This is a genomic window from Desulfonauticus sp. (assembly GCF_055126295.1).
In genome coordinates this window covers 1-24,296 of the sequence record NZ_JBSRHE010000021.1, presented here as the reverse complement: position 1 = coordinate 24,296, position 24,296 = coordinate 1, and the positions used below count along the sequence as shown (strand labels likewise).

At 39.6% G+C, this 24,296-nt stretch carries 25 protein-coding genes and 1 tRNA gene; 12 read left to right on the top strand and 14 right to left on the bottom strand.

Annotated elements, in window-relative coordinates; genetic code table 11:
• Both ACTCIM_RS10475 and ACTCIM_RS10470 read left to right on the top strand, forming a co-directional pair.
• A partial coding sequence (locus ACTCIM_RS10475; protein ID WP_472315500.1) for a type I restriction enzyme subunit R domain-containing protein occupies positions 1-1,767 on the top strand: 1,767 nt, incomplete at its 5' end.
• A gap of 6 nt (positions 1,768-1,773) precedes the next feature.
• Positions 1,774-2,475 (top strand): M48 family metallopeptidase, encoded by a 702-nt coding sequence (locus ACTCIM_RS10470; protein WP_472315498.1) that lies wholly within the window; start codon positions 1,774-1,776, stop codon positions 2,473-2,475.
• A gap of 177 nt (positions 2,476-2,652) precedes the next feature.
• Here the strand turns inward: ACTCIM_RS10470 and ACTCIM_RS10465 are convergent.
• Positions 2,653-2,728: transfer RNA gene (locus ACTCIM_RS10465), tRNA-Ala, on the bottom strand.
• A 263-nt stretch (positions 2,729-2,991) separates the two neighbouring features.
• Here ACTCIM_RS10465 and ACTCIM_RS10460 point away from each other — a divergent pair.
• The 3 genes from ACTCIM_RS10460 to ACTCIM_RS10450 are packed head-to-tail and all read left to right on the top strand — an operon-like array spanning position 2,992 to position 4,633.
• Positions 2,992-4,029: a DUF4388 domain-containing protein gene (locus ACTCIM_RS10460; RefSeq protein ID WP_472315496.1), complete on the top strand. Its 1,038-nt coding sequence runs from the start codon at positions 2,992-2,994 to the stop codon at positions 4,027-4,029.
• A complete protein-coding gene (locus ACTCIM_RS10455; RefSeq protein ID WP_472315494.1) occupies positions 4,020-4,331 on the top strand; it encodes a hypothetical protein in 312 nt (103 codons plus the stop codon). The genes ACTCIM_RS10460 and ACTCIM_RS10455 overlap by 10 nt, the downstream gene beginning before the upstream one ends.
• An 8-nt stretch (positions 4,332-4,339) precedes the next feature.
• On the top strand, positions 4,340-4,633 hold the full coding sequence (locus ACTCIM_RS10450; RefSeq protein ID WP_464278723.1) for a hypothetical protein: 294 nt from the start codon (positions 4,340-4,342) through the stop codon (positions 4,631-4,633).
• Here ACTCIM_RS10450 and ACTCIM_RS10445 read toward each other — a convergent pair.
• The 11 genes from ACTCIM_RS10445 to ACTCIM_RS10395 all read right to left on the bottom strand — a co-directional run bounded on the left by ACTCIM_RS10445 (position 4,626) and on the right by ACTCIM_RS10395 (position 14,333).
• A complete protein-coding gene (locus ACTCIM_RS10445) occupies positions 4,626-5,222 on the bottom strand; it encodes a hypothetical protein (protein WP_464278722.1) in 597 nt (198 codons plus the stop codon). The two genes, ACTCIM_RS10450 and ACTCIM_RS10445, sit on opposite strands and share 8 nt — an antisense overlap.
• Positions 5,223-5,253: 31 nt before the next feature.
• The gene (locus ACTCIM_RS10440; protein ID WP_464278721.1) at positions 5,254-5,994 is read right to left on the bottom strand and encodes a slipin family protein; all 741 of its coding nucleotides are present in this window, start codon (positions 5,992-5,994) and stop codon (positions 5,254-5,256) included.
• Positions 5,991-7,286, bottom strand: coding sequence for an NfeD family protein (locus ACTCIM_RS10435; RefSeq protein ID WP_472315492.1), 1,296 nt, complete (start codon positions 7,284-7,286; stop codon positions 5,991-5,993). The genes ACTCIM_RS10440 and ACTCIM_RS10435 overlap by 4 nt, the downstream gene beginning before the upstream one ends.
• Complete coding sequence (locus ACTCIM_RS10430; protein WP_472315490.1) at positions 7,267-7,878, bottom strand: hypothetical protein; 612 nt, start codon at positions 7,876-7,878, stop codon at positions 7,267-7,269. The genes ACTCIM_RS10435 and ACTCIM_RS10430 overlap by 20 nt, the downstream gene beginning before the upstream one ends.
• Complete coding sequence (coaBC, locus tag ACTCIM_RS10425) at positions 7,854-9,053, bottom strand: bifunctional phosphopantothenoylcysteine decarboxylase/phosphopantothenate--cysteine ligase CoaBC (protein ID WP_472315488.1); 1,200 nt, start codon at positions 9,051-9,053, stop codon at positions 7,854-7,856. The genes ACTCIM_RS10430 and coaBC overlap by 25 nt, the downstream gene beginning before the upstream one ends.
• Before the next feature lie 3 nt (positions 9,054-9,056).
• Positions 9,057-9,542 carry a hypothetical protein gene (locus ACTCIM_RS10420; protein ID WP_464278716.1) on the bottom strand — a complete coding sequence of 162 codons (486 nt, stop codon included), beginning with the start codon at positions 9,540-9,542 and terminating at the stop codon, positions 9,057-9,059.
• Between the two features lie 10 nt (positions 9,543-9,552).
• Positions 9,553-10,068 (bottom strand): cyclic nucleotide-binding domain-containing protein, encoded by a 516-nt coding sequence (locus ACTCIM_RS10415; protein ID WP_029967479.1) that lies wholly within the window; start codon positions 10,066-10,068, stop codon positions 9,553-9,555.
• Complete coding sequence (locus ACTCIM_RS10410) at positions 10,061-11,152, bottom strand: ion channel (protein ID WP_472315486.1); 1,092 nt, start codon at positions 11,150-11,152, stop codon at positions 10,061-10,063. The genes ACTCIM_RS10415 and ACTCIM_RS10410 overlap by 8 nt, the downstream gene beginning before the upstream one ends.
• Positions 11,142-12,956: a triose-phosphate isomerase gene (locus ACTCIM_RS10405; RefSeq protein WP_472315484.1), complete on the bottom strand. Its 1,815-nt coding sequence runs from the start codon at positions 12,954-12,956 to the stop codon at positions 11,142-11,144. The genes ACTCIM_RS10410 and ACTCIM_RS10405 overlap by 11 nt, the downstream gene beginning before the upstream one ends.
• A gap of 79 nt (positions 12,957-13,035) precedes the next feature.
• Complete coding sequence (locus ACTCIM_RS10400; protein ID WP_029967483.1) at positions 13,036-13,527, bottom strand: LysM peptidoglycan-binding domain-containing protein; 492 nt, start codon at positions 13,525-13,527, stop codon at positions 13,036-13,038.
• 32 nt (positions 13,528-13,559) lie between these two features.
• On the bottom strand, positions 13,560-14,333 hold the full coding sequence (locus tag ACTCIM_RS10395; protein ID WP_472315482.1) for a hypothetical protein: 774 nt from the start codon (positions 14,331-14,333) through the stop codon (positions 13,560-13,562).
• 56 nt (positions 14,334-14,389) lie between these two features.
• Between ACTCIM_RS10395 and ACTCIM_RS10390 the strand changes: the two genes are divergently transcribed.
• Positions 14,390-15,295: a cation diffusion facilitator family transporter gene (locus ACTCIM_RS10390; RefSeq protein ID WP_464278709.1), complete on the top strand. Its 906-nt coding sequence runs from the start codon at positions 14,390-14,392 to the stop codon at positions 15,293-15,295.
• Positions 15,296-15,437: 142 nt separating this feature from the next.
• A complete protein-coding gene (gene rfbA / locus ACTCIM_RS10385; RefSeq protein WP_029967489.1) occupies positions 15,438-16,307 on the top strand; it encodes a glucose-1-phosphate thymidylyltransferase RfbA in 870 nt (289 codons plus the stop codon).
• Here the strand turns inward: rfbA and ACTCIM_RS10380 are convergent.
• Positions 16,277-18,067 (bottom strand): chloride channel protein, encoded by a 1,791-nt coding sequence (locus ACTCIM_RS10380; RefSeq protein WP_472315480.1) that lies wholly within the window; start codon positions 18,065-18,067, stop codon positions 16,277-16,279. The genes rfbA and ACTCIM_RS10380 overlap by 31 nt on opposite strands.
• 9 nt (positions 18,068-18,076) lie before the next feature.
• Positions 18,077-18,799: a molybdopterin-guanine dinucleotide biosynthesis protein MobB gene (locus tag ACTCIM_RS10375; RefSeq protein ID WP_472315478.1), complete on the bottom strand. Its 723-nt coding sequence runs from the start codon at positions 18,797-18,799 to the stop codon at positions 18,077-18,079.
• Positions 18,800-18,902: 103 nt separating this feature from the next.
• Between ACTCIM_RS10375 and hisS the strand changes: the two genes are divergently transcribed.
• From hisS to ACTCIM_RS10350, 5 genes are read left to right on the top strand one after another with little or no spacing between them, the layout of a single operon-like run.
• A complete protein-coding gene (gene hisS / locus ACTCIM_RS10370; protein ID WP_472315476.1) occupies positions 18,903-20,159 on the top strand; it encodes a histidine--tRNA ligase in 1,257 nt (418 codons plus the stop codon).
• A 15-nt stretch (positions 20,160-20,174) separates the two neighbouring features.
• The gene (gene aspS, locus ACTCIM_RS10365; RefSeq protein WP_464278706.1) at positions 20,175-21,974 is read left to right on the top strand and encodes an aspartate--tRNA ligase; all 1,800 of its coding nucleotides are present in this window, start codon (positions 20,175-20,177) and stop codon (positions 21,972-21,974) included.
• 3 nt (positions 21,975-21,977) lie between these two features.
• Positions 21,978-22,487 carry a peptide deformylase gene (gene def / locus ACTCIM_RS10360; RefSeq protein WP_472315474.1) on the top strand — a complete coding sequence of 170 codons (510 nt, stop codon included), beginning with the start codon at positions 21,978-21,980 and terminating at the stop codon, positions 22,485-22,487.
• Positions 22,463-23,428 (top strand): methionyl-tRNA formyltransferase, encoded by a 966-nt coding sequence (fmt, locus tag ACTCIM_RS10355; RefSeq protein ID WP_472315472.1) that lies wholly within the window; start codon positions 22,463-22,465, stop codon positions 23,426-23,428. The genes def and fmt overlap by 25 nt, the downstream gene beginning before the upstream one ends.
• Positions 23,415-24,203, top strand: coding sequence for a DUF116 domain-containing protein (locus ACTCIM_RS10350; protein ID WP_472315471.1), 789 nt, complete (start codon positions 23,415-23,417; stop codon positions 24,201-24,203). Before fmt ends, ACTCIM_RS10350 begins: the two co-directional genes overlap by 14 nt.
• Positions 24,204-24,296: the final 93 nt, after the last annotated feature.

Here is a 24,296-nt window from a genome sequence, read left to right as displayed (position 1 = left end):
TCTGAGGATAAAATAGATAAATGGTTTGAGGTCAAAACCAAAGGTCTATCCGACATTGCAAAGGCACAGCTAAAAAAGCGCTGGGGCACGTTAAAGAAGCTATACAGCTCACAGAGCAGAATGGAAAAAATAGTAGCAGATATAATCTTTGACTTTGAAACCAAGCCAAGGCTGGCTACCGGCAGGGGCAATGCCATGCTTGTAGCAGGCAGTATTTACGAAGCTTGCAAATATTACGAGCTTTTCCGCTCAAAGGGGTTTGATAAGGTCGCAATAATAACATCGTACCGTCCAAGTATAACAAGCATTAAAGGAGAAGAAACAGGCGAAGAAGGAGAAGCCGAGAACATAAGAAAATACGAAGTATACAGAAAAATGATTGCCGATTTCTTTAATATATCCGAAGACGAAGCAGTTAAAGACTACTGGATTGATAAGTTTGAAAAAGAAGTTAAGAAAAAGTTTATAGAAGAACCAGGACAGATGAAGCTTCTTATCGTGGTGGATAGGCTACTGACAGGGTTTGATGCACCAAGTGCCACCTACCTGTACATTGACAAAAAAATGAGAGACCATGGACTGTTTCAGGCTATTTGCCGTGTAAATCGTTTGGATGATAAAGACAAAGACGACGATCTTACCAAAGAATACGGTTATATTATTGATTATCAAGACCTATTCAATAGCCTGGAAAGTGCTATTAAGGATTACACATCTGGAGCATTCGCAGAATTTGACCAGGTAGATGTAGATGGTTTGCTTAAAGATAGGATTATGGAGGCAAAGAAAAAACTTGATGAAGCACTCGAAAAAATTGAACTCTTAACAGAAGGTGTCCCTTTTCCAAAAAGCATAAATGAATATGGTGAATATTTCATTGGTGATAACTCTGAAGAAAAACAACAGTTACGAGTTGAATTTTACAAAAGTGTATCCTCATTAGTTAGAGCGTATACCAATATAGCCAATGAACTAGATGAGGCTGGCTATTCCGAAAAAGAGCAGGAAGAAATAAAGGAAAAAGTGAAAAAATACACCGCTATAAGAGATAGTTTGAAACTAATGAGTGGTGATTATGTAGATTTTAAATTGTTTGATCCTGCCATGAGATATCTTATAGATTCCTATATTCAGGCAGAAGAGAGCAGAGTTTTGGCTTCCTTTGAAGATAGGTCATTACTGGAACTTATTGCTTTAGATGGGATTAAAAATACTATAGAAAATCTACCAAAAGAAATAGGTAGAAATAAAGAAGCGATCGCTGAAACAATAGAAAATAACATAAGAAAATTACTCATAGATAAAAGAGAAGTAAACCCAGCCTATTATGATAACATGTCTAAGATTTTAAAGATACTCATAGAACAACGTAAAAAAGAGGTAATAAACTATGAAGAGTATTTAAGACAGATAGAGAAGCTTACCAAACAATTGATAAATATGGAAGATAACGCTGAGCAATATCCTTCTAGTATAAGATCTAGTATGGCAAAGAGAGCAATATATGATAACTTAAAAGGTATAATATTTAGTATAGAAGAAGTTACTAATAAAATTGATGAAGCTATCAGAATGGTTAAGAAAGATGACTGGAGAGGTAATAAGATTAAAGAAAGGCAAATAAAGTATACAATAGCAAAAGTGTTGAATGAACTATCTCCTTTGGGAGTTAAAGAAAAATCAGAAAAATATGGTTATGATGATAGAGAAAGTGAATCTCTTGTGGATAAGATTTTTAAGATTGTAAAAAAACAAGAAGAGTATTAGAAAGCTATGATTACTAATAAGGTTTTAAGAGTAAAAGACATTGATGTGATAGTTTATAAAAAAAACATTAAGAATTATCATTTAAATGTTCTGCCTCCAGATGGAAAAGTAAGAGTATCTGTACCTCAAAATGTCTCAGATGAAGCAGTTCGTTTATTAGTAATTAAAAAATATCAATGGATAAAAAAACATAGGGAATCATTCAAGAATCAAGAACGCCAAACACTAAGAAAATATGTGTCTGGTGAAAGTCATTATTTTAAGGGGAAGAGGTATATTTTGCGGTTAGAATCAGCAAATAGACCGAAAGTCGAGATAAAAAATAAAAAATACATTTATTTTTATGTTCCGAAGGATTACACACGCGAACAAAGAGAGAAATATTACGAAAAATGGTTAAGGCGGGAGCTCAAAAAAGAATTGAACCTATTGGTTCCAAAGTGGGAAAATAGAATAGGTATGAAAGCAACTGAAGTCAAGATAAAAAAAATGAAAACCAAATGGGGTAGCTGCAATCCTTTAGCTAAAAGAATTTGGATAAATTTAGAACTTATAAAAAAGCCACAAAAACATCTGGAATATGTAATACTTCACGAACTGGTGCACTTTCTAGAAAGCAAACACAACAAAAGATTTAAAGAAATAATGACTAGGTATATGCCTAATTGGGAAATTTTTAGGCGACAGTTAAACGAGTTTATTTTATAGTGGTATAATCTGAATCTTATGTTGTTAGGGGGGCCTGAAGAATTAGCTATACTATGTCAGGAAGTATGGTCAAAATATCAATCAAATCAGTTTTAAACTCTTAGGGATAAGGGAAGAACACCACTCTAAACATCATCCACCAGTCCATAGAATGACTTCAGAGAAAAGTTTTTTTTCTGGTGGAGGCGAGGGGACTTGAACCCCCGACTTCAGACTTGCGATGCCTGCGCTCTCCCAGCTGAGCTACGCCCCCATAAGAATTTTTTAAAGCAAAAAAATAGCTTTGGCAATGTGCAGGTTGTATCTGGATAAAGTTAAAATAGTTTTTTCTTTTTCTAGTCTTTTTCTCTTTATTAGGTTAAGTGTAAATTTGTTTATACTCTCACCTCTCCGAGAAGGAGAGGATTTATTGCTGTAACAACGCTCAAGGAATTTAACCTTTGTGCTAAAAACAATTTAAGAAGATATATTTTCTAATATCTTGCCTTTTATTTTTTTAGAGGGTAAAAGAAAGGTATGAAAGAGCAATTAGAAGTTTTAACTAAAGAAAAATTTCCTGAGAATGACTTTTTTAATCACTTAGAAAGGGGAATGGATTTTTATTGGGAGCAAAACTACGAGCGAGCCCTGGAAGAGTGGATAGCTGCTTCTAGAAAACACTATGATGAGCCAGTTCCTTTAAAAAATTCAAAGACCATATTTTTTGGCAGCAAAATAGATATTCTTCCTGTGGTTTATTTCTTTTATACCATTTCTTCCAACCTTCTTACTGGAATGGCAGTGATTAAGGACAAAGAACATTCCTGCAGGCTCTTTTTCAAAAAAGGATATGTGGTTTTTGCCAATAGTTCTAAAACAGAGAGTAGATTGGGTAATTTTTTACTTAAACAAAAGGATATTTCTCTTCAACAACTGGAAAACATCGTACTCAAAGCCAAAGAAGAAAATAAAAGGCTTGGAACTTTTTTGGTAGAGAAAAGAATAATTTCCAGGGAGACTTTAAAAGACATTCTCAGTTTACAGGTTCAAGAAATAGTAAGTGAGGTCTTGAACTGGCAAAAAGGGAGCTATTTTTTTACTGACTGGGAAATAGGGAAAAGTGAAATACGCCATGACCCCTTAGACCTTTTGGTCCTTGCTGCCAGGCGTAAGCTTACCTTTAGTAAATTTAAAGAGCTCATTCCAGATAACAAGGTTATTTTTAAATTTTCTCCTTATATTGAAGAAGAAAGGTTAAATATACTTGGCAAATTAAACGCCAATGAAAGATTTATCTTTTCTCTTATTGATGGAAAAAGAAATATTGAACAGATTATAAACTTTAGTGGTGGAGATGAAACTTCTGTTATCAATATTTTGTACTACTTTTTAGAACAGGGTTGGATTAGAAGGACAAAGGAAGTAGTAGAGTATCAGGATGAAGAGTTTGCAGGCTTGTCCAAGTCTTTGGAGTCTTTGATTTTTATTTTTGATATTATTTATCAGGGCTTATTTAAGCAAGTTGGTACCAAGATAACTGATTTACTGGAAAATAGTTTGAAAAAATGCCAGTAGAATATCAAAAAATTATTCAAGCTTCTCTGGTTAAGGATAAAATAGAACTTCCTAGGTTTTTAAAAAGCTTTATTCAATATTTTCCTGATGAAGAAGACAGGTATGTTTTTGTAGATATTTTTCAGGAAGTTTATCTTTATTTTTTAGAAGAAGGAGAACGCTTTCTGGGTAATTGGCTGGTTAAAGGTATAGTTGAAGACATAGCTAAAACCAAAACAGATATAGAAAAATTTTATCTTCAAACAGAGACTAAGGAAAAGTTGTTAAGGGTTTTGGATGTAATAGTAAAAAGATTCTGCTAGGAGGTAATATGGTTCAAGTATCAGATATAACTCAAATTGTAATGTTAATTGCTCTGGCCCTGACGATTTACCTGGTAATGATAATAGTTTTTTTATATGCCAGAAAAAAGTATAAGGGCGGTATTATAGAAAGTGTTATTAATTTGATTATTGCTACTATTGGTTTTCTTTTTGTTTCTGATTTGGCTTTGTTTTTGGCTACCAGTTATAACTTTTTGCTCAGTTATACCATTCATGTAGTTTTTAAGATAATAGCCATGACCTGTTTGGCTGTAGGTGGGTTAAAGTTTTTTGTTAAGTAAGCTCATAGACATTGAAGAAAGCCTTTTTTTCCTGACTTTCCTTTACGATTTTTAAGTCATTGTTTACTATGTTGATGTGATTTGTAGATGGGTCAGGAAGCAAAGAAAAGATATGTTTTATTTGGCCCTGGTTTAAGATGACCAATTCTTGCCTTGCACTATCCTGGTAGTTTACTTCAATATATCCACTAAAATTTTTGTTTTTGAGTTTGGATAAAAGCATTCCCAGGTGGCTAAATTCTGAAGATAGATGCTGGTAGATGGTATTACAGGGGATAGAGAAGATAGTGCTTAAGATGCTAATTATTTTATAGGGAAAAGCGTCAACCCAGAGCAATCCTTCTTCTTTTTGGGCCAGTTCCAGAAGGGTTTGCACTGCTTTAGAGCCACTTAGTCTTTTCCCCTCATTTTCTAAAACTCCGCCAACAATGTCTCCTTCCAGAATAAAAAAATATCCTTCTTTTTGAGGAAAATTTAAATATATAGTTCCACTAAAATCTTCTCTTTTTAAGGAGAGGATTAACCTCTCCATGAAGATAAAAAAAGTTTTTAACTTTCTATAAACAGGTTTACCTTTTAATTTTAACATAGATTAAAACTATTAAAAATAGATTTTAGAGTCAATTTTTATCTTTTAATAAAGTCAAAAAATCTAAAGGTATGGGAAAGACAGTAGTTGTTCTACCTTCTGCAGCCATTTCACGCATGGTTTGTAAATAGCGCAATTGTAAGGCCTGGGGTTGAGAGCCTATTATCTTGGCTGCTTCAGCCAGTTTTTGGGCAGCTTGGAATTCTCCTTCAGCATTTATAATCTTGGCCCTTCTTTCCCTTTCTGCTTCAGCCTGCTTGGCCATGGCTCTTTGCATTTCTTGAGGTAGGTCGATATATTTCAGCTCCACACTGGTTACTTTTATGCCCCAGGCATCAGTATGTTCGTCTAAAATACCTTGAATTATAGAATTGATTTTATCTCTATGAGCCAGAAGTTCATCCAGCTCCACTGAACCACAAACACTGCGCAAAGTGGTCTGGGCTAGCTGAGAAGTGGCAAAGTTAAAGTTTTCCACCTCTAAGATTACCTTTTTAGGATCCACTACTCTATAATAAACTACGGCATTTACTTTAATGGAAACATTATCTTTTGTAATCACATCCTGGTGGGGTACGTCCAGAGTCACTATTCGCAAATCCACTTTTACCAGCTTATCGATAACAGGAATAACGATTATCAAGCCAGGCCCTTTAGGTTCGAGCACTCTACCCAGGCGGAAAATTACTCCGCGTTCATATTCATTTAACACTCTAAGGGACGCAAAAAGAAAAAAGATAATAAGTAACAGGGGAAAACTTAAGGAGATCATTTTTCGTCCTCCTTTAGGGGAGTTATGTTTAAGGTTAATCCTTTATGGCCTACAACTTTTACTTTTTGTCCTTTTTGCAGGGGCTCAGTACTCTGGGTCTGCCAGATTTCTCCTCTTACTTTAATTTGCCCTTGTCCCTTTTGCCAGGAGATAACCTCTCCTTCGCTATGTAAGGGAATGGGGTTATGTGGCTTTTTTAGTAAAGAACGGGTGAGCAAAAACACCAGTAAGACCAGAAAAAAGGATAAGGTTAAAAAGCCTGGCAGAAAACTTTTTATACTCCAGATAAAAAAGGAGTTGGTGGGCTCGTAAAAAAAGTAAGAACCTAAAAAGAGAGCAATAAGCCCGGCTACACTCAGTAAACCATAGCTAGTAATTTTAAGCTCCAGGATAAAAAAGACAATTCCTAGAAGGATAAGTAAAATGCCTGCTAAGTTGATGGGTAAAAGCGAAAGGGCATAAAGCCCTAAAACCAAAGCCAAACTACCCACTACTCCAGGAAAAATTGTCCCTGGGTGGGAAAGTTCAAAAAATAAGCCCAGAAGGCCTCCTAAAAAGAGAAGGTAGGCTATTTGCGGGTGAAGAATATAGCTTAAAAAAATTAAAAGAGGAGAAGGACGGTAGGGGATAAGGTTGTAGTTGCTGGAAATGTTTATTTCTTGTCCTTTTAAGCGTGGTTTTCTTTGTTTTATTTGTTCCAAGAGGTCTTCTACAGAAACGGCCAGAAAATCTACCACCTTATTTAAAACTGCTTCTCCAGCTTCAATACTTGTAGCCTCAGTGATAAAGCTTTTGTAAAATGCAAAATTGCGTTTATTCTTTAGACAAAGAGACTTTAAAAGGCTTAAGGCGTCTTCTTCGACCTTTTTTTGTAAGATGGAGTTTTGTTTTTCTGATTGAAGAAAAATAGGAGTAGCTGAGCCCAGGGTGGTGTTGGGAGCCATTGCTGCCATATCTGCACTGGCTACCAAAAACACTCCAGCAGAAGCAGCATGGGCACCTTGAGGGTAGACATAGACTACTAGAGGTAAGGGGTAATTGAGTATTTGCTGGACCAGGTTGCGGGTGGAAGAGAGAAGACCGCCTGGAGTATCTAAGGTAATTACAACCAGGGTTGCCTTTTCCTGAGAAGCCTTTTTAAGCCCTTGTTCTAAAATCTGTTCCAGGACAGGGGTAACAGGCCCCTTTAGAGGCAAAAGAAAAATATTTTGGGCCAGGCTCAAGGAGGTGAAAGTTAGATAAAAAAGAAGGGATAGAGTAAAAAGGAAGATTTTAAATTTGACGCGGGACATAACGCTTGAGAGCCTCCCAGACGATTTTTTTTAGTTCTCTATTATCAGGTAGCAAATCATTAAAGTCTGGTAAAGCTATAAGGAGACTTTTTTTATATTCAAAAATCTGGTTATAGGCAAAGTCCTCTTGAGGTAATAAACACTTAAAACACTCTTGGCCAAAGCAAAAAATATAGGTAGGCTGGATTTTTTTTAGGCCAAATTCAAAGAGTTCCAGATTACAGACATATTTTCCCTGAAGAGGATAAAAGAGGGGCCAAAAAGTTATTTGTTTAGACGGCCAGTTTAGTTGGTCGTGAGCAGCGTTAAATATTTTTTTCACCAGTATTTTGCGAGGATTATTGGTTTTTGTCTGTAGGTCTAGAAGGTAGTCTTTATAAATCCAGAGGCTATAACTGAGATATCTTTTAGCTAAAAGTTTTTGTTTTAATTCTGGAGGAAAAGAAGATAAAATTTGGAGGGGAGTGAGAGCAGTATTTTTTTTAACAGCAAGGGAGTTAGTTGTTTTAGGTTTTAAAAACCACTTTAAACCAAGGCGATTTAATATCCTGGTTTTTAAAGAGTCTTCTAGGTGGAAAGGAGAATATCCCATAAGCGCCAAGCTATTTCGGTTTTGGGTAGAAGGGGCCAATGCTCTTCTCTTCCCTTTTTATCCAGGAGAATGATTTCATTTTTTTCTTCCCCAAAGGGAGAGTGTTTTCCCACTTTGTTGGCCAGAATAAGGTCTAAATTCTTGTTTATCAGCTTGGATTTTGCTTTCTCCAAGACATCCTGGCTTTCCAAAGCAAAGCCTGCCAGTTTTTGAGTGGAAGTTTTTTTCTGACCTACAGTAGCTAAGATGTCTGGATTGGTTTCAAACTCCAGGACAAGTTTTTTTTGTTGTTCCTTTTTTAGCTTGGTCTCTCCCAGATAAGGGGGGCGAAAATCGCACACAGCTGCACTAAAAATACCCATGTCCATCTGGGGCCAGAGGTCCAGGACTTTTTCAGCCATTTGTTTTGCTGTGGTGATAGGTAGAAGAGTAAACTCTGGCAGTAAATCCAGGTCTATATTTATGGGGCCGTGAACCAGATAGACTTCTGCTCCTCTTAGCCAGGCAGCTAAAGCAATGGCTAGGCCTGTTTTTCCAGAAGAAGGATTGGACCAGAAACGAACCAAATCAAAGTATTCTCTCGTAGGTCCTGCTGTGACCAGTACTTTTTTTCCTTTAAGGTCCTGGGGAGTTAAACTTTTAAGAAGATGGTAATAAATAGTTTCTTCCCTGGCCAGGCGTCCCTTTCCCCTGTCTTTACAGGCTACTTCCCCTTCTTCTGGTTCAATAAGGATAAAATTATGTTTCTTTAACTTGGTTAAGTTTGCCTGGGTTAAGGGATTGGACCACATTTGGGGATTCATGGCTGGTGCCAATAGAACCCTCTGGGAAAAGGCCAGCACCTGGGTGGTTAGCAAGTTGTCCGCTAAGCCCTGGGCTATTTTATTTAAGGTGTTGGCTGTGCAGGGACAGATTAAAAAAGCATTACTGTGCTGGGGATAGAGATGGGGAAAATCCTGCCTGAAATGGTCCTGTTCAGTAAATACAGGCTCTGCTCCCAGGGCCTTGAAGTTTAGGGCAGGTATAAACTTTTCTCCAGCCCGGGTTAAGGTTACGCCTACTTGCAGGTTGGATTTTAGCAGTAGGCGTAGTAAATTTAAACTCTTATAGGCTGCAATACTGCCTGTAACGCCAAGATGTACCTTTTGTCCGTAGTAATGCTCAAATACAAACACCAATTACTCCGCTTTAGGTCCTAAAGTGTTGGGTGTGCTTTCAGAGATAATGCGAGGAGTTACCCAGACTTGCATTTCTGTGGTAAAGGAACCGTCTTGAATGTGAATGATGCAATCTTTGTTGGGTTTTTCAAATACTAAAATGTATTGGCCATACTTAAAATAGGAACGAAGGGTCCAGTTTTCTTGAGGCATGGTGTTTACATAAAAGTCAAAAAGAGAAACCGCATCCACTCTACCTTCAAAGCTAACTACTCCAGCTTTAATAGCCGCAGATTCAAAGAGAATGGACTTTTTAGGAACGAGTTTCATATCAGTGGGTACTGGAATGTCATCAAAGTCATAATAGGAATGTAAAGAATCCTGGGTGTTGGTGGTTACAGGTTGAGGTGCGCTGGGAGCAACTTCTGGCTCTTTTTGCTTGCTGGCACAGCCACTAAGAATAAAAAAAGCAAGCAAAATTCCCAAGAGTAGATTTTTTTTGTTCATAAGACCTCCCTTATTTAGTAGTTTTTTGTTGGAGTAATAACGCTAACGCTGTTGTCAACTTGGTAATATTTTTATTGGCCAGACGCAACTTTTGGCTGATACTTTGACTTATTTTAAGTAAAATTTTGAAAGCCAGAAGAGGGTCTTCTTGAGCAAGCTTTAAAAAATCTTGTTGAGTAATTTTTAGTAATGTACATTGGGTTAAGGCAATTACATTGGCAGAGCGTCTGTCTGCGTCTATTAAGGCCATTTCTCCTAGCAGGGGATAGTCTTTCCCTTCCAAAATAGCCAGAGTTTTTTTGTTTTCTGTAAGAAAGGTTAATTTAGAAGCCACTTCTTCTGCCAGCATTTGTTTTACTATTTTGACCTTTCCTTGCACTAAAATAAAAAAATCCTGTCCTACACTTCCTTCTTTGAGGATGAAAGTAGATTCTTCTACTTCCACAACTTCTACTATATTTTGCAACTTTTCCAGTTGTTTTTCTTGCAAGTCAGCAAAAAGGGGAATGTTTTTTAGGTTAAGCATTTTTTAAGTAAATTAAGGCATCAAAATTTTTTAAAACAGTATCCCTGGGTGGCAATAAACACACTTCTGGCTCCAGGGAGTCAAATCTGTCTTCCAGGCCCGAAGCATTAAATAATTCTTGAATAAATTTATCCAGAGAGGAGTTTTCATCTAAAATATCTTTCAGAGAAATAGAAGCTTTTTCTTTGCATAGAGCAACAGGTATGACCTGCGGATTGTGAGTACAAAGTTCTTCCCAGGTGAATTCCTTTTCTTCAGAGGTCAAGGGCCTTAATTGAAGCAGATTGGGAGAAGCAGAAAGCAGTTTTTGAAAAAAGGAAAAGATAAAAGGCGAGAAACTGGCCTGTCCCAAAAGTAAACTGGTAGCTTCAGAGCGCACTATTACCTGATCAGCTCCAGCTTTGAGTAAGTGTGGCTTGTTTTTGCTCTCTTTTATTTCTACAAAAATGGGTACTTGAGGTGCCAATTCTCTGGCTGTAAGTAAGGTGTAAAGCACCTCCTGGTCAGGGTCTTTTTCTTCTTCTGGCAGTAAGATAATAATGGTTTTTGCTTCCTGAAGGTTGGCTTGTTTTAAAAAATTTTCTCTTTTAGCCAGGCCATTTAGATAGTAGATTTCTTTTTCGGTTTCTGTTTTTATTTGTTCAAAGTGTTCTTCTTCCAGAGGTGCTACAATTAAAGTAGGTAAGGAGCTTTTTTTGATGATATTTATTCCCTGTTCGTTCCAGTTTAAAATAGCTAGATGGTTAACTAATTTCACTTTGGCTAATCCCTTACGTTTTTGTATTCTTTTTTCTATTAAAAAGGAAGCCAGATTTCCTGTCAAGATAGAAACAAAACCAATGCCAGTAAGCATTACTACAATTCCCAGTATTTTACCAGCCAGAGTACTGGGGACAATATCGCCATAACCAACAGTAGTGACAGTAACTACACTCCACCAAAGGGCGAGAAAAAAGTCTTTTTTTGCTCGAAGGCCAGGTTCCAGCCAGTAAAATAGGCTGGAACTGGCCCCAAAAAGCAAGATAAAAATAATTCCCAGTTTAAACCAGGTCTTTTGGAGCAGTTTAACCCAGTTAGTCTTCATCCAATTCTTCTTGCATTTTTAAAAGTTCTTCAAATCTAATGTCGGCTCCTAAAATTGCCTTAATTTCATCTTTTTCGTCAAAGATGGGTATGGATACGGTTAAGCAAAGTTTCCCTGTAAACATGGAACGATAAAAATCAGTAATGTGTAACTTGCCACTTTGCATAGGCACAATAAACCACTCTCTATTGGATAGGTCAGTACCTATAGGCATTTGTTCGTAGTTTTTCAGGTACTTGGGGTCACTAACCTTAAAGGTAAGGAGTTTACCTTTGTTGTCTGTAAGATAAATGTACTGAATAAAAGGATATTCATCTAAAAAGTGGCTTAAAAGAGGTTCTACCAGTTGTACATCTAGAGAAGAGATATCCTTTTCTTGGGACAGGTTAGTAATGATTTTGGCAGAGATATTGTGAGCCAGAATTTTAAGATGGTCAAATTGGGAGGGAAAGAGTTCGGGCATAAAACGTTTAACCAATTTTTCCATTTCTTCATGGGAAAAATTGGTAGTCCTTCCCTTTTCATAGGCTTGCATAATCTTGTTGTATATTTTTTGCACTGCAGGGTGCCTTTTGTCCACCTGTTTGTCTGGAGGTAGGTCCAGGTTGTGGTTTATCCAGTAGGCGACCCCGGCCTTTCCAGCCTTGTCTGTGATGATAATGGGAATGGGTCTATCTAAAAGCAGGTTGGTGTCAAAAATATTGTAGATTTCTTCGTTTTTCATCAAACCATCAATGTGGATGCCAGCACTGGTGGCATTAAAATCCCGACCAGCAAAGGGATAATTGGGAGGAATGTTCATTCCCAGTTCCTTTTGGAAGTATCTGGCTATTTCTGTGATTGTGGGTAGCAAGGCTGCATCGTCATTACCAGTGAGTGAAATATATTCAATGGCTAGGGCTTCTATCGGAGTATTGCCTGTCCTTTCCCCAAATCCGAAAAGGGAACCATTTACAGCAGCACAACCATAAAGCCAGGCTGTAACTCCATTGATAAAGCCTTTGTGAAAGTCATTGTGGCCATGCCACTCCAGCCACTGGCTGGGAACGCCTGCTTCATCAGTAAAGGTTCTGATTAATTTGGGTACAGCTCTAGGTAAAGCTGCTCCCGGATAGGGTACTCCCATACCCAGAGTATCACAGAGCCTGATTTTTACCGGCAGGCCACTTTCTTCTGCCAGGCGCATAAGTTTCTGGGCAAAGGGAATGCAAAAGCCATAGATGTCTGCCCTGGTGATGTCCTCAAAGTGGCAGCGGGGGATGATGTTTAGCTCCAGGGCCTTTTCCACTATTTTCAGGTAGTCTTCCAGGGCTTGCTTGCGGTCTTTTTTTAACTTTAAATAAATGTGATAATCAGAAACAGAAGTGAGCATTCCTGTTTCTCTGATTTTCATCTGTTTTACCAGTTTCAGGTCTTCTTCCTTGGCCCTAATCCAGGCAGTTATTTCTGGATAGCGATATCCTCGTTCCCGGCAAAGCTCTACAGCCTTTCGGTCCTTTTCAGAATAAAGGAAAAATTCACATTGTCGAATTAGCCCTGAATAACCACCCAGTTTGTGTAAGAGGTCGTAGATTTTAAGAATCTGGGCAGGAGTATAGGGAGGTCTTGCCTGTTGTCCATCCCTAAAGGTAGTATCTGTGATAAAGAAATCCTCTGGTGGCCTGGGGATTACAAAAGAGTCATCAAAATAGGTCCTACTGACTTTGCGATAAGGAAATATTTCTCTAAAAAGATTGGGTTCCTTTTCGTTGTGCAACTGGTAATCGCGTTTCACAGGATTACTGTGTATAAGTTTGCTTTTCATCTTCCCTCCCTTTTATTCTAAAATAAAAAACCCCAACCAAAATGGCTGGGGTTTTAGCTCTGTTCCTTTTAGTCTAACTTTAGAAGCTCCACCCCAGCTCCTGTCTTAGCTTTGCTGGGATATTGGCTGTTTGAGGTGGCAAATAGGGTCTGGGAGCCCCAGCCATTTTTCTGCTTTCTTTTAGTTCATCTAAAGAAAAGTCTCTGGGGATAGCAAAAACCTGATTGGGGTAAATTAAGTCAGGATTTTTGATTTGGTCTCTATTGGCTTTGTAAATCAAAGGCCACATAAAAGGATCGTTATAAATATCTTTGTACTCAGCAATCCACCACAGACATTCACCTTTTACCACCTTGTGAGAGGTAGGTAATTTGGCATAGTTTTGTTCATAGAGCTCCATGGGAGAAGGAGCAACTACTTCTTCTGTTACCTTTTCTTCTACTACCTCAGATTGAGTGGTCTGGGTTTGCTCTTGTTTAGGAGCAACTGGTTCACTCTTCACCTCTTTTTTGGCACATCCAAAGGCCAAAAGGCTTAGGCCCAAGGCAGCCAAAATCAATAATTTTTTCATTTCTTGCCTCCTTTTTTATGCTAAAAAACTGGTTACGACTTTAATCTTCGAAGCTCTATAGCAACATTTTTTGCTTCTTGCAACCCAACTTTGTGCTGAGGAGAAATTTTTAATCCTTCTTCCACAGCCTTTTGGGCTTCTTCCAACCATCCACCCTTGCGTAAACTTTTGGCAGCCAGAAAATACATTTGAGCAATATCTGGCTGATAAATTGCTTCCAGGAGTTTATGGTGAGAGGGTTTAAAGACTCTTTTCACCAGTTCACTCTGGGCAAAGAAGAAACGGGCCAGGAGTTCATTGTCCCGATGATGAGGCAAATAAAGCAGAAAAAGGTTGCGTAAGTGAAATTGGAGGAATTTAATTCTTTTTATCTCTCTTTCTATGGATTCTGAAGTCTGTTTCAACACTTGATAAAGTTCTTTTACTGTGAGCTTAATTTGAGGGGGAAGTTCTTTTTGGGCCTGAATTTCTTCAAACCAGGGGCGGTAACGGTTTTGTTGATAGGCATCTTCTTTTAGCTTCATGGATTCGTGGAAAATATAGCCTAAACTCCAGTCAATAAGTTGCGCTAAAAGAGGCGCTTTTTTTTCATTTTTGGAGAGGATGTGAACCATGTCTTTGAGTCTCCATAAAGGCCCTTTGCTCATTTCCTCTCCCACCAGTTCTTGAAAAAAAGAAAAATGGACCCGCTTTTCTTGTTCAAAAAAGTTAAACTCTTTTTCCAGTTCACAACTAATGAGACAAAAGTCCCTTAAGATATCCCGTACAAATTCTGGAATTTTTTTGTTTATCCACTTCTTTGACATGCAAAAAAAATAGCATTAGTTCCAAGAAAGTGTAAAGCTTTTTTAGGGGTTTAGTTTTGCCTAAAAAAATTATTTTAATTTCCATTTTAGCTTCCCTTATAACTATTGGTTTAAAACTAGGTGCTGCTTATGTAAGTAATTCTGTAGGCATATTCTCAGATGCTTTGGAGTCTTTTATTAACCTCATTGCCAGTTGTGTGGCCTATATGGCCTTGAGTTTGGCTGAAAGGCCAGCAGATAAGAAACACACCTATGGCTATAATAAGGTAGAATACTTTGCCAGTGGCTTGGAAGGCGGACTTATTTTAGTGGCCTCTGGGGGTATTTTTTATGCCGCCTTTAAGAGGTTTTTGCATCCCCAGGAACTCAACTCTCTGGATTGGGGAGTGTTTTTGGTCCTGCTTAGTGCTGTGGTAAATGCAATAGTGGCCTGGATTCTGTTAAGAGGGGCCAGGCGCTATAACTCTATTGTCTTAGAAGCAGATGCCAAGCACTTACTTACAGACGTGATTACCACCCTGGGAGTGTCTTTGGGAGTGGGCATTGTTTATTTTTGGCCTCAGTTAAAGGTCGTGGACCCTTTGCTAGCCCTTCTGGTAGCCCTGCAAATTTTGCGTACTGGTTATGAACTTACTCAAAAATCCTTTTGGGGACTTTTAGATAGGGCCTTACCTCAAGAAGAACAGGAGCAAATTGAAAAGATAGTGAAAAATCATTCTGTTGAACTTACCTTACACAACTTGAGAACCCGCAAATCAGGGAAAAAAAGGTTTATTGACTTTCACTTACTTCTGGATGGAAAAACCAGTGTGCAACAGGCCCATGATATCTGTTGTGAACTGGAAGAAGAGATTCGCAAGGCGTTTCCTGAAAGTGAAACTACCATTCATGTAGAGCCCATAGAGGATAAAAGGTCCTGGAAGGACGACTTCCTCAGGCAAGCAGAGAAAAATAAAAAATAAAAATAAGGCCGGGCAGAAGGCCAGGGGTAGTTGTCTTTGGTATATATTGTGCAAAGTTACATTTAGGTAGAAGATTGTTAGCTGGAAAGGCAGTTCTAATTAAATCCAGCTTAACTTACTAAGAAAAAAGGGAGTGTTAATTATGAAAGGAATAGTTTTGGCTGGTGGCTCAGGGACCAGGCTTTATCCTTTGACTTTGAGTGTGAGCAAGCAGTTGTTGCCAGTATATGACAAGCCCATGATTTATTACCCGCTATCCATTCTTTTTCTGGCTGGCATTCGGGAAATTTTAATTATTTCCACTCCTCAAGATTTGCCCAGGTTTGAACAGCTTCTGGGCGATGGGCAGATGTTGGGCGTTAAATTTAGCTATGTGGTACAACCTAGGCCAGAAGGGCTGGCTCAGGCCTTTATTCTGGGCGAAGAATTTATTGGTGAAGATAGTGTTTGTCTGGTCCTGGGGGATAATATTCTCTATGGAGAAGGACTGTCCAAGGTCCTGGCTGAATGCGTAAACCTTTCTAAAGGGGGGATTATTTTTGGTTATCCAGTTAAAAATCCCAGTCGCTATGGAGTGGTGAACTTTGATAAAAAGGGGAGGGTGCTGGGAATAGAGGAAAAGCCCAAACAACCCAAATCCAAATACGCAGTCCCAGGAATTTATTTTTACGACAACCAGGTCGTAGAAATAGCCAAACAGATTAAGCCTTCCTGGCGGGGAGAGCTGGAAATCACTGATGTAAATAATGCCTATTTGTCCAAAGGCCAATTGGTGGTCAAACTTTTGGGCAGAGGTTATGCCTGGCTGGATGCAGGCACGCATGCTTCCCTGCACCAGGCCAGCAGCTTTATTCAGGCTATTCAGGAAAGACAGGGTTTTAAAATAGGTTGTTTAGAAGAAATTGCCTATCGCAAGGGTTTTATTGATAAAGAAAAATTACTTTTTTGGGCAGAAAAGTACGCCAAAAATGAATATGGAGATTATTTGCGTGCTGTGGCTGAAGAAGAATAGGAGGAGTTGTTTTTCAGGGCATTTATCTTTTGATTGTAGAAGAGGATTAAGCTTTTTCTGGAAAGCATTCCTACAAGATATAAGCCAGGTTCATCTTTTACAACAGGTATTTCTTCTATGTTTTTTTGTCCAAATTTTTTAAATACTGAGGCTAAATCTTCTTCAAGGTGAGTATAGATAAAATTTTTAAGCGCTAAATCGTCCATTACAATTAAATCATTTATATTTTGGTCATAGAGAAAGGGCCTAATATCTCTTAAGTCTATTATTCCTTTTAAGGTGTTGTTTTCTACCAGGCAGAAATAGTTTCTTTTAGTTTTACAGATAAGGGTTTTAAACTTTTGCAAGGTCATTCTGGGTGAAACTATGATTGGTTTTTTAAATTCATTTATGAGTTCCTTTACCTTGTATTCTTGCATTATATCCAGGAATAATTCTCCCTTATGAGCTGGAGAGCTAAATTTATTGGCTACTTGCCTGGAGTAGATGGTCCATTTGTGCATTAAGATATAAGTAAGAGAGCAGACTAAAAGACTGGGAATAAGTAGCTCATAAGAGCCAGTGAGTTCGCTGATAAAAATAATGGTGGCAATGGGAGTGTTGGATACTCCAGCAAAAAAGCCCGCCATACTCACAATAACAAAGGCAGAGGGGCTAAGGTTTAAAGTGGGAAAGGCAAAGTGTAAAAAATTGCCCACCAGCCCGCCTATGGCTCCGCCAATGACAATGGAAGGACCAAAGACTCCGCCACTTCCCCCAGAGCTGATGGTAAAAGAGGTGGTAAAAATTTTCCCCAGCCCAAGGGTTAGAAGGGTAAGCAGGGTTAATTCGTTGTTGATAGCTTGCTGTAAGTAGCCATAGCCAAAACCTAGAGTGTGAGGCCAGAAAAAACCTATAATACCAGTTAAAAGCCCTCCCAGAGCGGGTTTAAAGTAGTTGGGGATATTTAGTTTTTTAAAGTAGTTATGTACAGCGTGAAAGGTGGAAACATAGAAAATGCCCACTCCTGCCAGAACAACAGCCAGGAACAAAAAAGGTAGCAACTGGGTTGCCCTGGTGATTTGGATAGAAGGAGCAGTAAAAAGGCCCTGAAAACCATATACGCTGGCAAAAATGGAAAAGGCCACTAAAGAAGCTATGCTGGCAGGTAAGATGGCCTCTGCTTCCAGGTCAGATTCCTTGTAGAGCACTTCAGCTGCAAAAAGGGCTCCTGCTAGAGGCGCTTTAAAGATACTGCCAATGCCTGCTCCCAGGCCAGCCAGGATAAGTACTCTTCTTTCATCTGGGCTCAGACCCAACTTTTCAGCCAAAAAGGCGCCAAAGCCCGCTCCAATCTGGGCAATGGGGCCTTCTCTTCCGCCTGAACCGCCAGTAGTCAGGGTTAAGAGAGAAGCCAGCATTTTTAAAGGAGGTACTCTTTTGCGCATATAACCATTTTGAAAGTGATAGCTTTCAATAACCGCATCTGTACCGTGTCCTTCAGCTTCTGGACAAAAGAAATAGAGCAGGAATCCACATAACAGGCCGCCTAAGGTGGGCAAGATAAGAAATAAGTAGGGACGCAGGGGCGCAGAGGAAGTGGTAAGGCTTTGGCCTTCTCCTCCAGGTAGGGGTGGAAAATAACCGGCTAAAAAGTGAAAGAAAAATTCTACTCCCCGGGTGGATAGGAACTGGAAAAGGATGGACATACATCCGGCAGCAATGCCTACCAGGATGTAAAGCAGCATCCATCTGCTTATTTTTTTGAACCAGGAAGCCAAGTTTGCTCCTTACTTGGTTTTTAGTTTTAAACTAACTTCTCCAGGCACAAAGCCTTTTAGTTCAGAGAGCATGGCCAGCAGCGTCTTTTCAATCAACTTGCAGACAAAGGGATTGGTGCTTAAGGGGTGCCCATTTACTTTTATTTCCAGGCGGTCTTGCTTTAGAGCCTTACACACACTTATATTGGCTTTACCCTGGACAATTAACTTACCTGCTTCCAGGCACCCTTTTAATCCACAGGCTTCACAATCAAGGCCAGGCAAAACAAATCCCTTTTCTTCTATTAAAGTAACAATTTCTTCTGGTTTGGCAATATGTTTTAAAGGGGAATTAAAGGGTTTGGGACTATAGTAGGCAAGGCTTAAGCCATTATCCAACTTTTGTAAGTCTTCTTCTTTTTGGGGCAGGATAATTCTGGGTAGCCAGGTCAGGTGTTTACCCCCTTCTACTAAAAGGATATGGCTGCTGAGTAAGGGAAGTAAATCAGGCAGGTATTTTTTTTCTGGCCAACTGATAAAACTTTCTTTTTCATTTAGCCCTATACTGATACATTTTTGCTTTAAAAACTTTCCTGTATCTGTGTTGGCCAGATTAAAGGTGTGATGGGAAAACTTGGCCACTCCTACTTTTTTGCCTTTTTTTTGAAACAGTTCTATTACTTGAGAAATTAAAGTAGTTTTGCCTGATTTTTTATAACCTACAAAAGCTATGCCTTTTAAATTGCCCTCCATGAAAAAATCCTCCTTAAACTTTTGACAAGCTAGGCCTCTTTGCACTAACAGAACTAAATTCTGGCTTGGAAAAATATTTCTAAATTAGGGTAGTATAAAGAAAATGGCAAGAATAAATAAGATCAAAGGTTTTGCAGATTTATTTCCTCCAGAGAGTAATCTTTATGTATTTATGGAGGAGAGTGCAAGAAAGGTTTTTCCTCTTTATGGTTATGAGGAAATCAGGATTCCTGTTCTGGAAAAGACAGAGCTTTTTGCTCGCTCCATTGGTGGAGAAACTGATATTGTGCAAAAGGAGATGTATACCTTTGCTGATCGCAAGGGCAGAAGTTTGACCTTACGGCCTGAAGCTACGGCTGGTGTGGTCAGGGCCTTTATTGAAAGTGGAATGGCTTCTAGAGAAGGCGTGTATAAGTTTTTTACCTTTGGCCCTATGTTTCGCTATGAGCGGCCGCAAAAGGGAAGGATGCGCCAATTCCATCAGATTGATGTGGAGATGTTTGGACCAGAACATCCCCAGGCTGATGGAGAGTTGATTTTAATGCTTTTTAATTATTTACAGGAACTGGGGCTTAATTCCCTGACCTTTTATGTAAATTCTTTGGGTTGCAAGGAATGCAGACCTCAATTCCAGGAAAAGTTAGTGGCTTTTTTAACTCAAGTGCCAGAGGAAAACCTGTGTGCAGATTGTCAGCGCAGGCGCACTACCAACCCCTTGCGAGTTCTGGATTGCAAGGTGGAAAAGTGTCGGGAAGTGGTTAGAGAGGCCCCCAAAATCACGGATTGCCTTTGTGAGGAATGTAAAAAACACTTTGAGCAAGTAATAACTATTCTCAACCAATCTCAAATTCCCTGGGAGCACAATCCCTTTTTGGTTAGAGGGTTGGACTATTATCAGCGTACCACCTTTGAGGTGGTTTCCTTTGATGCCAATATTGGTGCACAAAGTGCCATTGCTGGAGGTGGTCGCTACGATGGGTTGGTGCGCAACCTGGGTGGACCAGATGTGCCAGGCCTTGGTTTTGCCTGTGGTATGGAGAGGATTGCTTTACTCCTGGAAGGCCAAAAACAAAACTCTTTGGACTTTTTTGTAGCTATTATTGCGGAGCAGGCCCTTAATGCCGGAATAGAGTTGGCTCAGAGGTTGCGCCAAAAGGGATATAGAGGAGAAGTGGGATTTGAAGTTAAGAGTGTGAAGGCCAATTTAAGGCAGGCCAACAAGAAAAAAGCCAAAACCTGTTTGATTTTGGGAGAAGAAGAATTGGCCCAAAAAGTAGTACAGGTAAAAAACCTACAAACAGGCCTTCAACAGAGCGTGGCCTGGGAAGACATAGAGCAAGCTTTAGGAATACTTTTTTAAAGGGGAGAAGAAGAAATGGAGCGCAAAAAACAAGTTGCTTTGGATAGCCTGGGAGGCTGGAAAAGAACTCATAGTTGTGGGCAGTTGTCCTTGCAAGAGGATGGTCAGGAAGTATGTTTGATGGGGTGGGTGCAATTTAGACGCGACCATGGCGGACTTATTTTTATAGATTTAAGGGATAGAGAAGGCTTAACTCAAGTGGTTTTTGCCCCTGAGGTGAACCAGGAAGCCCTGGAAAGAGCTCATGTGCTTAGAAGTGAAGATGTCATTGCCATTAAAGGCTTGGTGCGTCCCAGACCTAAAGATATGATTAATCCCAAGCTTAAGACAGGAGAGATAGAAGTTGTTGTAAAGGAGTTTAAGATTTTAAATGCAGCTAAAACTCCACCTTTTTTAATTGAGGATAGGGCTGAAGTATCTGAGAATTTGCGTCTGAAGTACAGGTATTTAGATTTACGGCGTCCCTTTATGACCCAGAATCTTGTCTTGCGCAGTAAAGCAGCCCAGAGTGTGCGCAATTACCTCTCTGGCTTGGGCTTTTTAGAGCTGGAAACACCTGTTTTAACCAAAAGTACTCCCGAGGGAGCCAGGGATTTTTTGGTTCCCAGTAGATTAAATCCAGGTAATTTTTATGCTTTGCCTCAATCTCCGCAGCTTTTTAAACAGCTTTTTATGGTTGCTGGGTTTGATCGTTACTATCAGATTGTAAAGTGTTTTCGGGATGAAGATTTAAGAGCAGATAGACAACCTGAGTTTACCCAGATTGATATAGAGATGTCCTTTGTGGAAGAAGAAGATGTAATGACTATGGCTGAAGGCTTAATTGCTGCTCTGTTTAAAGATGTGTTGGGCCTGGAAGTGAAAACTCCTTTTCCCAGAATGACTTTTGCTCAGGCTATTGCGGATTATGGCCTGGATAAACCGGATGTGCGTTTTGACTTGCTGTTAAAGGATGTCACCTCTATTGTGAAAAATTCAGAGTTTAAGCTCTTTAGCAGTGCAGAACTGGTCAAGGCCTTGAACTTACCTGGAGGATCTACCTTATCCAGAAAGGAGATAGACGATTTAACTGAGTTCGTAAAAATATACGGAGCCAAGGGCCTGGCCTGGATAAAAATCAAAGAAAAGGAATGGCAGTCTCCCATTGCCAAGTTTTTAAGTGCAGAGGAAAAGCAGGGCTTGACCCAGGCTTTGGGACTAAAGCCAGGAGATATTGTCTTCTTCCAGGCTGGTCCCAAAGAGGTTGTGAATACAGCTTTAGGTTATTTACGTTTAAAATTGGGCGAAATGTTTAAACTTATTCCTGAAAACACCTATGCCTTTACCTGGGTGGTGGATTTTCCCCTTTTGGAGTGGGATGAAGAAGAAAAACGCTGGGTGGCAAGGCACCATCCCTTTACCTCTCCCAAGGTGGAAGACCTGGCTTTACTGGAGACAAATCCAGAAAAGGCTTTGGCCAGGGCTTATGACCTGGTGTTAAATGGACATGAAATTGGAGGAGGCTCTATTCGTATCCACACCAGTGAGATGCAACAAAAGATGTTTCAGGTACTGGGTATCGAGCCAGAAGAGGCTCAGGAAAAGTTTGGTTTTCTCCTGGAAGCCTTAAAATACGGCACTCCGCCGCACGGTGGTATTGCCTTTGGTTTTGACCGTATTATTATGCTTATGACTGGAGCTAAATCCATTCGAGATGTAATAGCCTTTCCCAAGACTCAAAAGGCTACCTGTTTGCTTACTGATGCGCCCAGTGAGGTGAGCTCCAGGCAATTAAGAGAGCTACATTTAAGGCTTAGAGAGAGAAAAGAGGAGTAAATCTTGAGTTTGAAAATAATTACTTATCCCAATGAGATTTTGGCCCGTAAATCCGAGCCAGTGCAGGCAATAGACGAGGACCTCAAAAAACTGGCTCAGGATATGGTGGAAACCATGTATGAAAACAAGGGCATTGGCCTGGCTGCTCCCCAGGTGGGAAAAAATTTGCGTCTGATTACAGTGGATATCTCTGGACCAGAGAAACGAGAAGATTTGATGATTTTGGTCAATCCAGAGATTGTGGAAAAAGAAGGGGAAGTGGAAGGTGAAGAGGGGTGCCTGAGTGTCATTGGCTATAGGGCCAGGGTAAAAAGGGCAGCCAGAGTAAAGGTAAAGGCCAAAAATCTGGAAGGAGAGGATATAGAACTGGAGGCTGAGGAACTCCTGGCCATTTGTCTCCAACATGAAATAGACCATCTGGATGGGATTTTGTTTATTGACCGCATTAGTCGCTTAAAACGCAATTTATACGATAAAAGGCTGCAGAAATGGCTGAAGCAAAGAAAAAAATAGTGTTTATGGGCACTCCTGAGTTTGCAGCCACCATTTTAGAAGCAGTTTCTTTGTGGAATGGTGGGCAAATAGTGGGAGTTTACACTCAGCCAGATAAACCTGCAGGCAGAGGAAGAAAGGTAAAATGCTCTCCTGTAAAGGAACTGGCTTTACAAAAGGGCTTGCCTTTATTCCAACCTCAAAATTTTAAGTCCGTAGAAGAAGTGGAAAAGCTTGCTAAGTTGCAGCCAGACTTTCTGGTGGTAGCTGCTTATGGGCTTATTCTACCCAGGGTTGTGTTAGATATCCCTAAAATTGCGCCTTTAAATGTGCATGCTTCCCTTTTGCCCAGATATCGAGGAGCAGCACCCATTCAACGCGCTATTTTACAGGGAGAAAAGGTAACAGGCATAACCATTATGCTCATGGAAGAGGGCTTGGATAGTGGCCCCATTGTATTACAGCGGGCCATGGCCATTGATATTAATGACACAGCCAAGACCCTGCACGATGATCTGGCTAAGCTGGGGGCAGAACTTATCGTGGAAGCCCTGGAAAAGATGAGTGCAGGTAAGATTACTCCTCTTCCCCAGCCAGAACACCTGGCTACCTATGCCCCTAAGCTGAGTAAAGAAGAGGGATTGGTGGACTTTAATCGTCCTGCTTGGGAGGTACACAATCAAATAAGGGGCCTTTTCCCCTGGCCTGGAGCTTATTTTTACTTTACCAAAGCTGATGGCCGCCAGATTAAAGTAGACCTTTTTCCTGGACAAATTGGGGAAAAGGTGGAGGATAGCCTGGTGCCAGGGAGCATACAGTTTAAAGAAAACAAAATTGCCTTTGCCTGTAAGGATAACTTTTATCTGGTGGAAAAGCTAAAGCCTGCCAATGGTAAATTAATGGAGGCCACGGCCTTTTACTGTGGTTTTTTAAGCAAGTGTCTGGAAAATGAGCAAAGATGACTATCAGAGTTTAAATAAAGAGATTCAAGATACCATTCCGGTCAAAAAACGGCTCTTTATCGGGCTTATTCTTCTGACTTCTTTTTTGTTGTGCCTGCTTTTAGTGGGATTGTGGGTGGTTCCCTATGTGGGATTGCGGCAAATCCATCCTTTAGCTCCTTATGTCCTAGCTGGTCTGCTGGGACTGATATTTATAGGAATAATTTGGTCCTCTTTGGGCTTGGTCCTGAGCATAATATTAAAGAAAAATGTTCTCCTTGCCCATAAAATTAGAGGTTTAACCATTAAATTCTTTTTACCTCTCATGGTGGGAGTGGGAAGAATTTTTAACATTTCCAAACAAAAGGTAAGGGCTTCTTTTATTAAAGTAAATAATGAACTGGTGTTAAGTTCCAGTAAAAAATATAAACCTCAAGAGGTATTGCTTTTACTTCCTCACTGTTTGCAAAATAGCTTATGTGATAAAAGGTTAACTTATAATATTTATAATTGTGAAGAATGCGGTAAATGCCCTTTAGCTGGTCTTATTAAATTGCATAAAAAATATGGCATCAATATAGCAATTGCTACTGGAGGGACTATAGCCAGAAGAATTGTAGTTACCACCAGACCCAAGATGATAATAGCTGTTGCTTGTGAAAGAGATTTATCCAGTGGTATTCAGGATACATATCCTTTGCCTGTGTATGGTATTTTAAATAAACGGCCTAAAGGACCCTGTTTAGACACCTTGGTTCCTTTAAAGCAGGTAGAAAAGGCCCTGGAGTACTGTTAATGGCCAATTAAAATGAGCCCTAATCGGACAATAATTTTGAGCCACTTCTAGAGTGCAACAGATGGCAAAAGGCCATATCCTTCTAATTGTCTT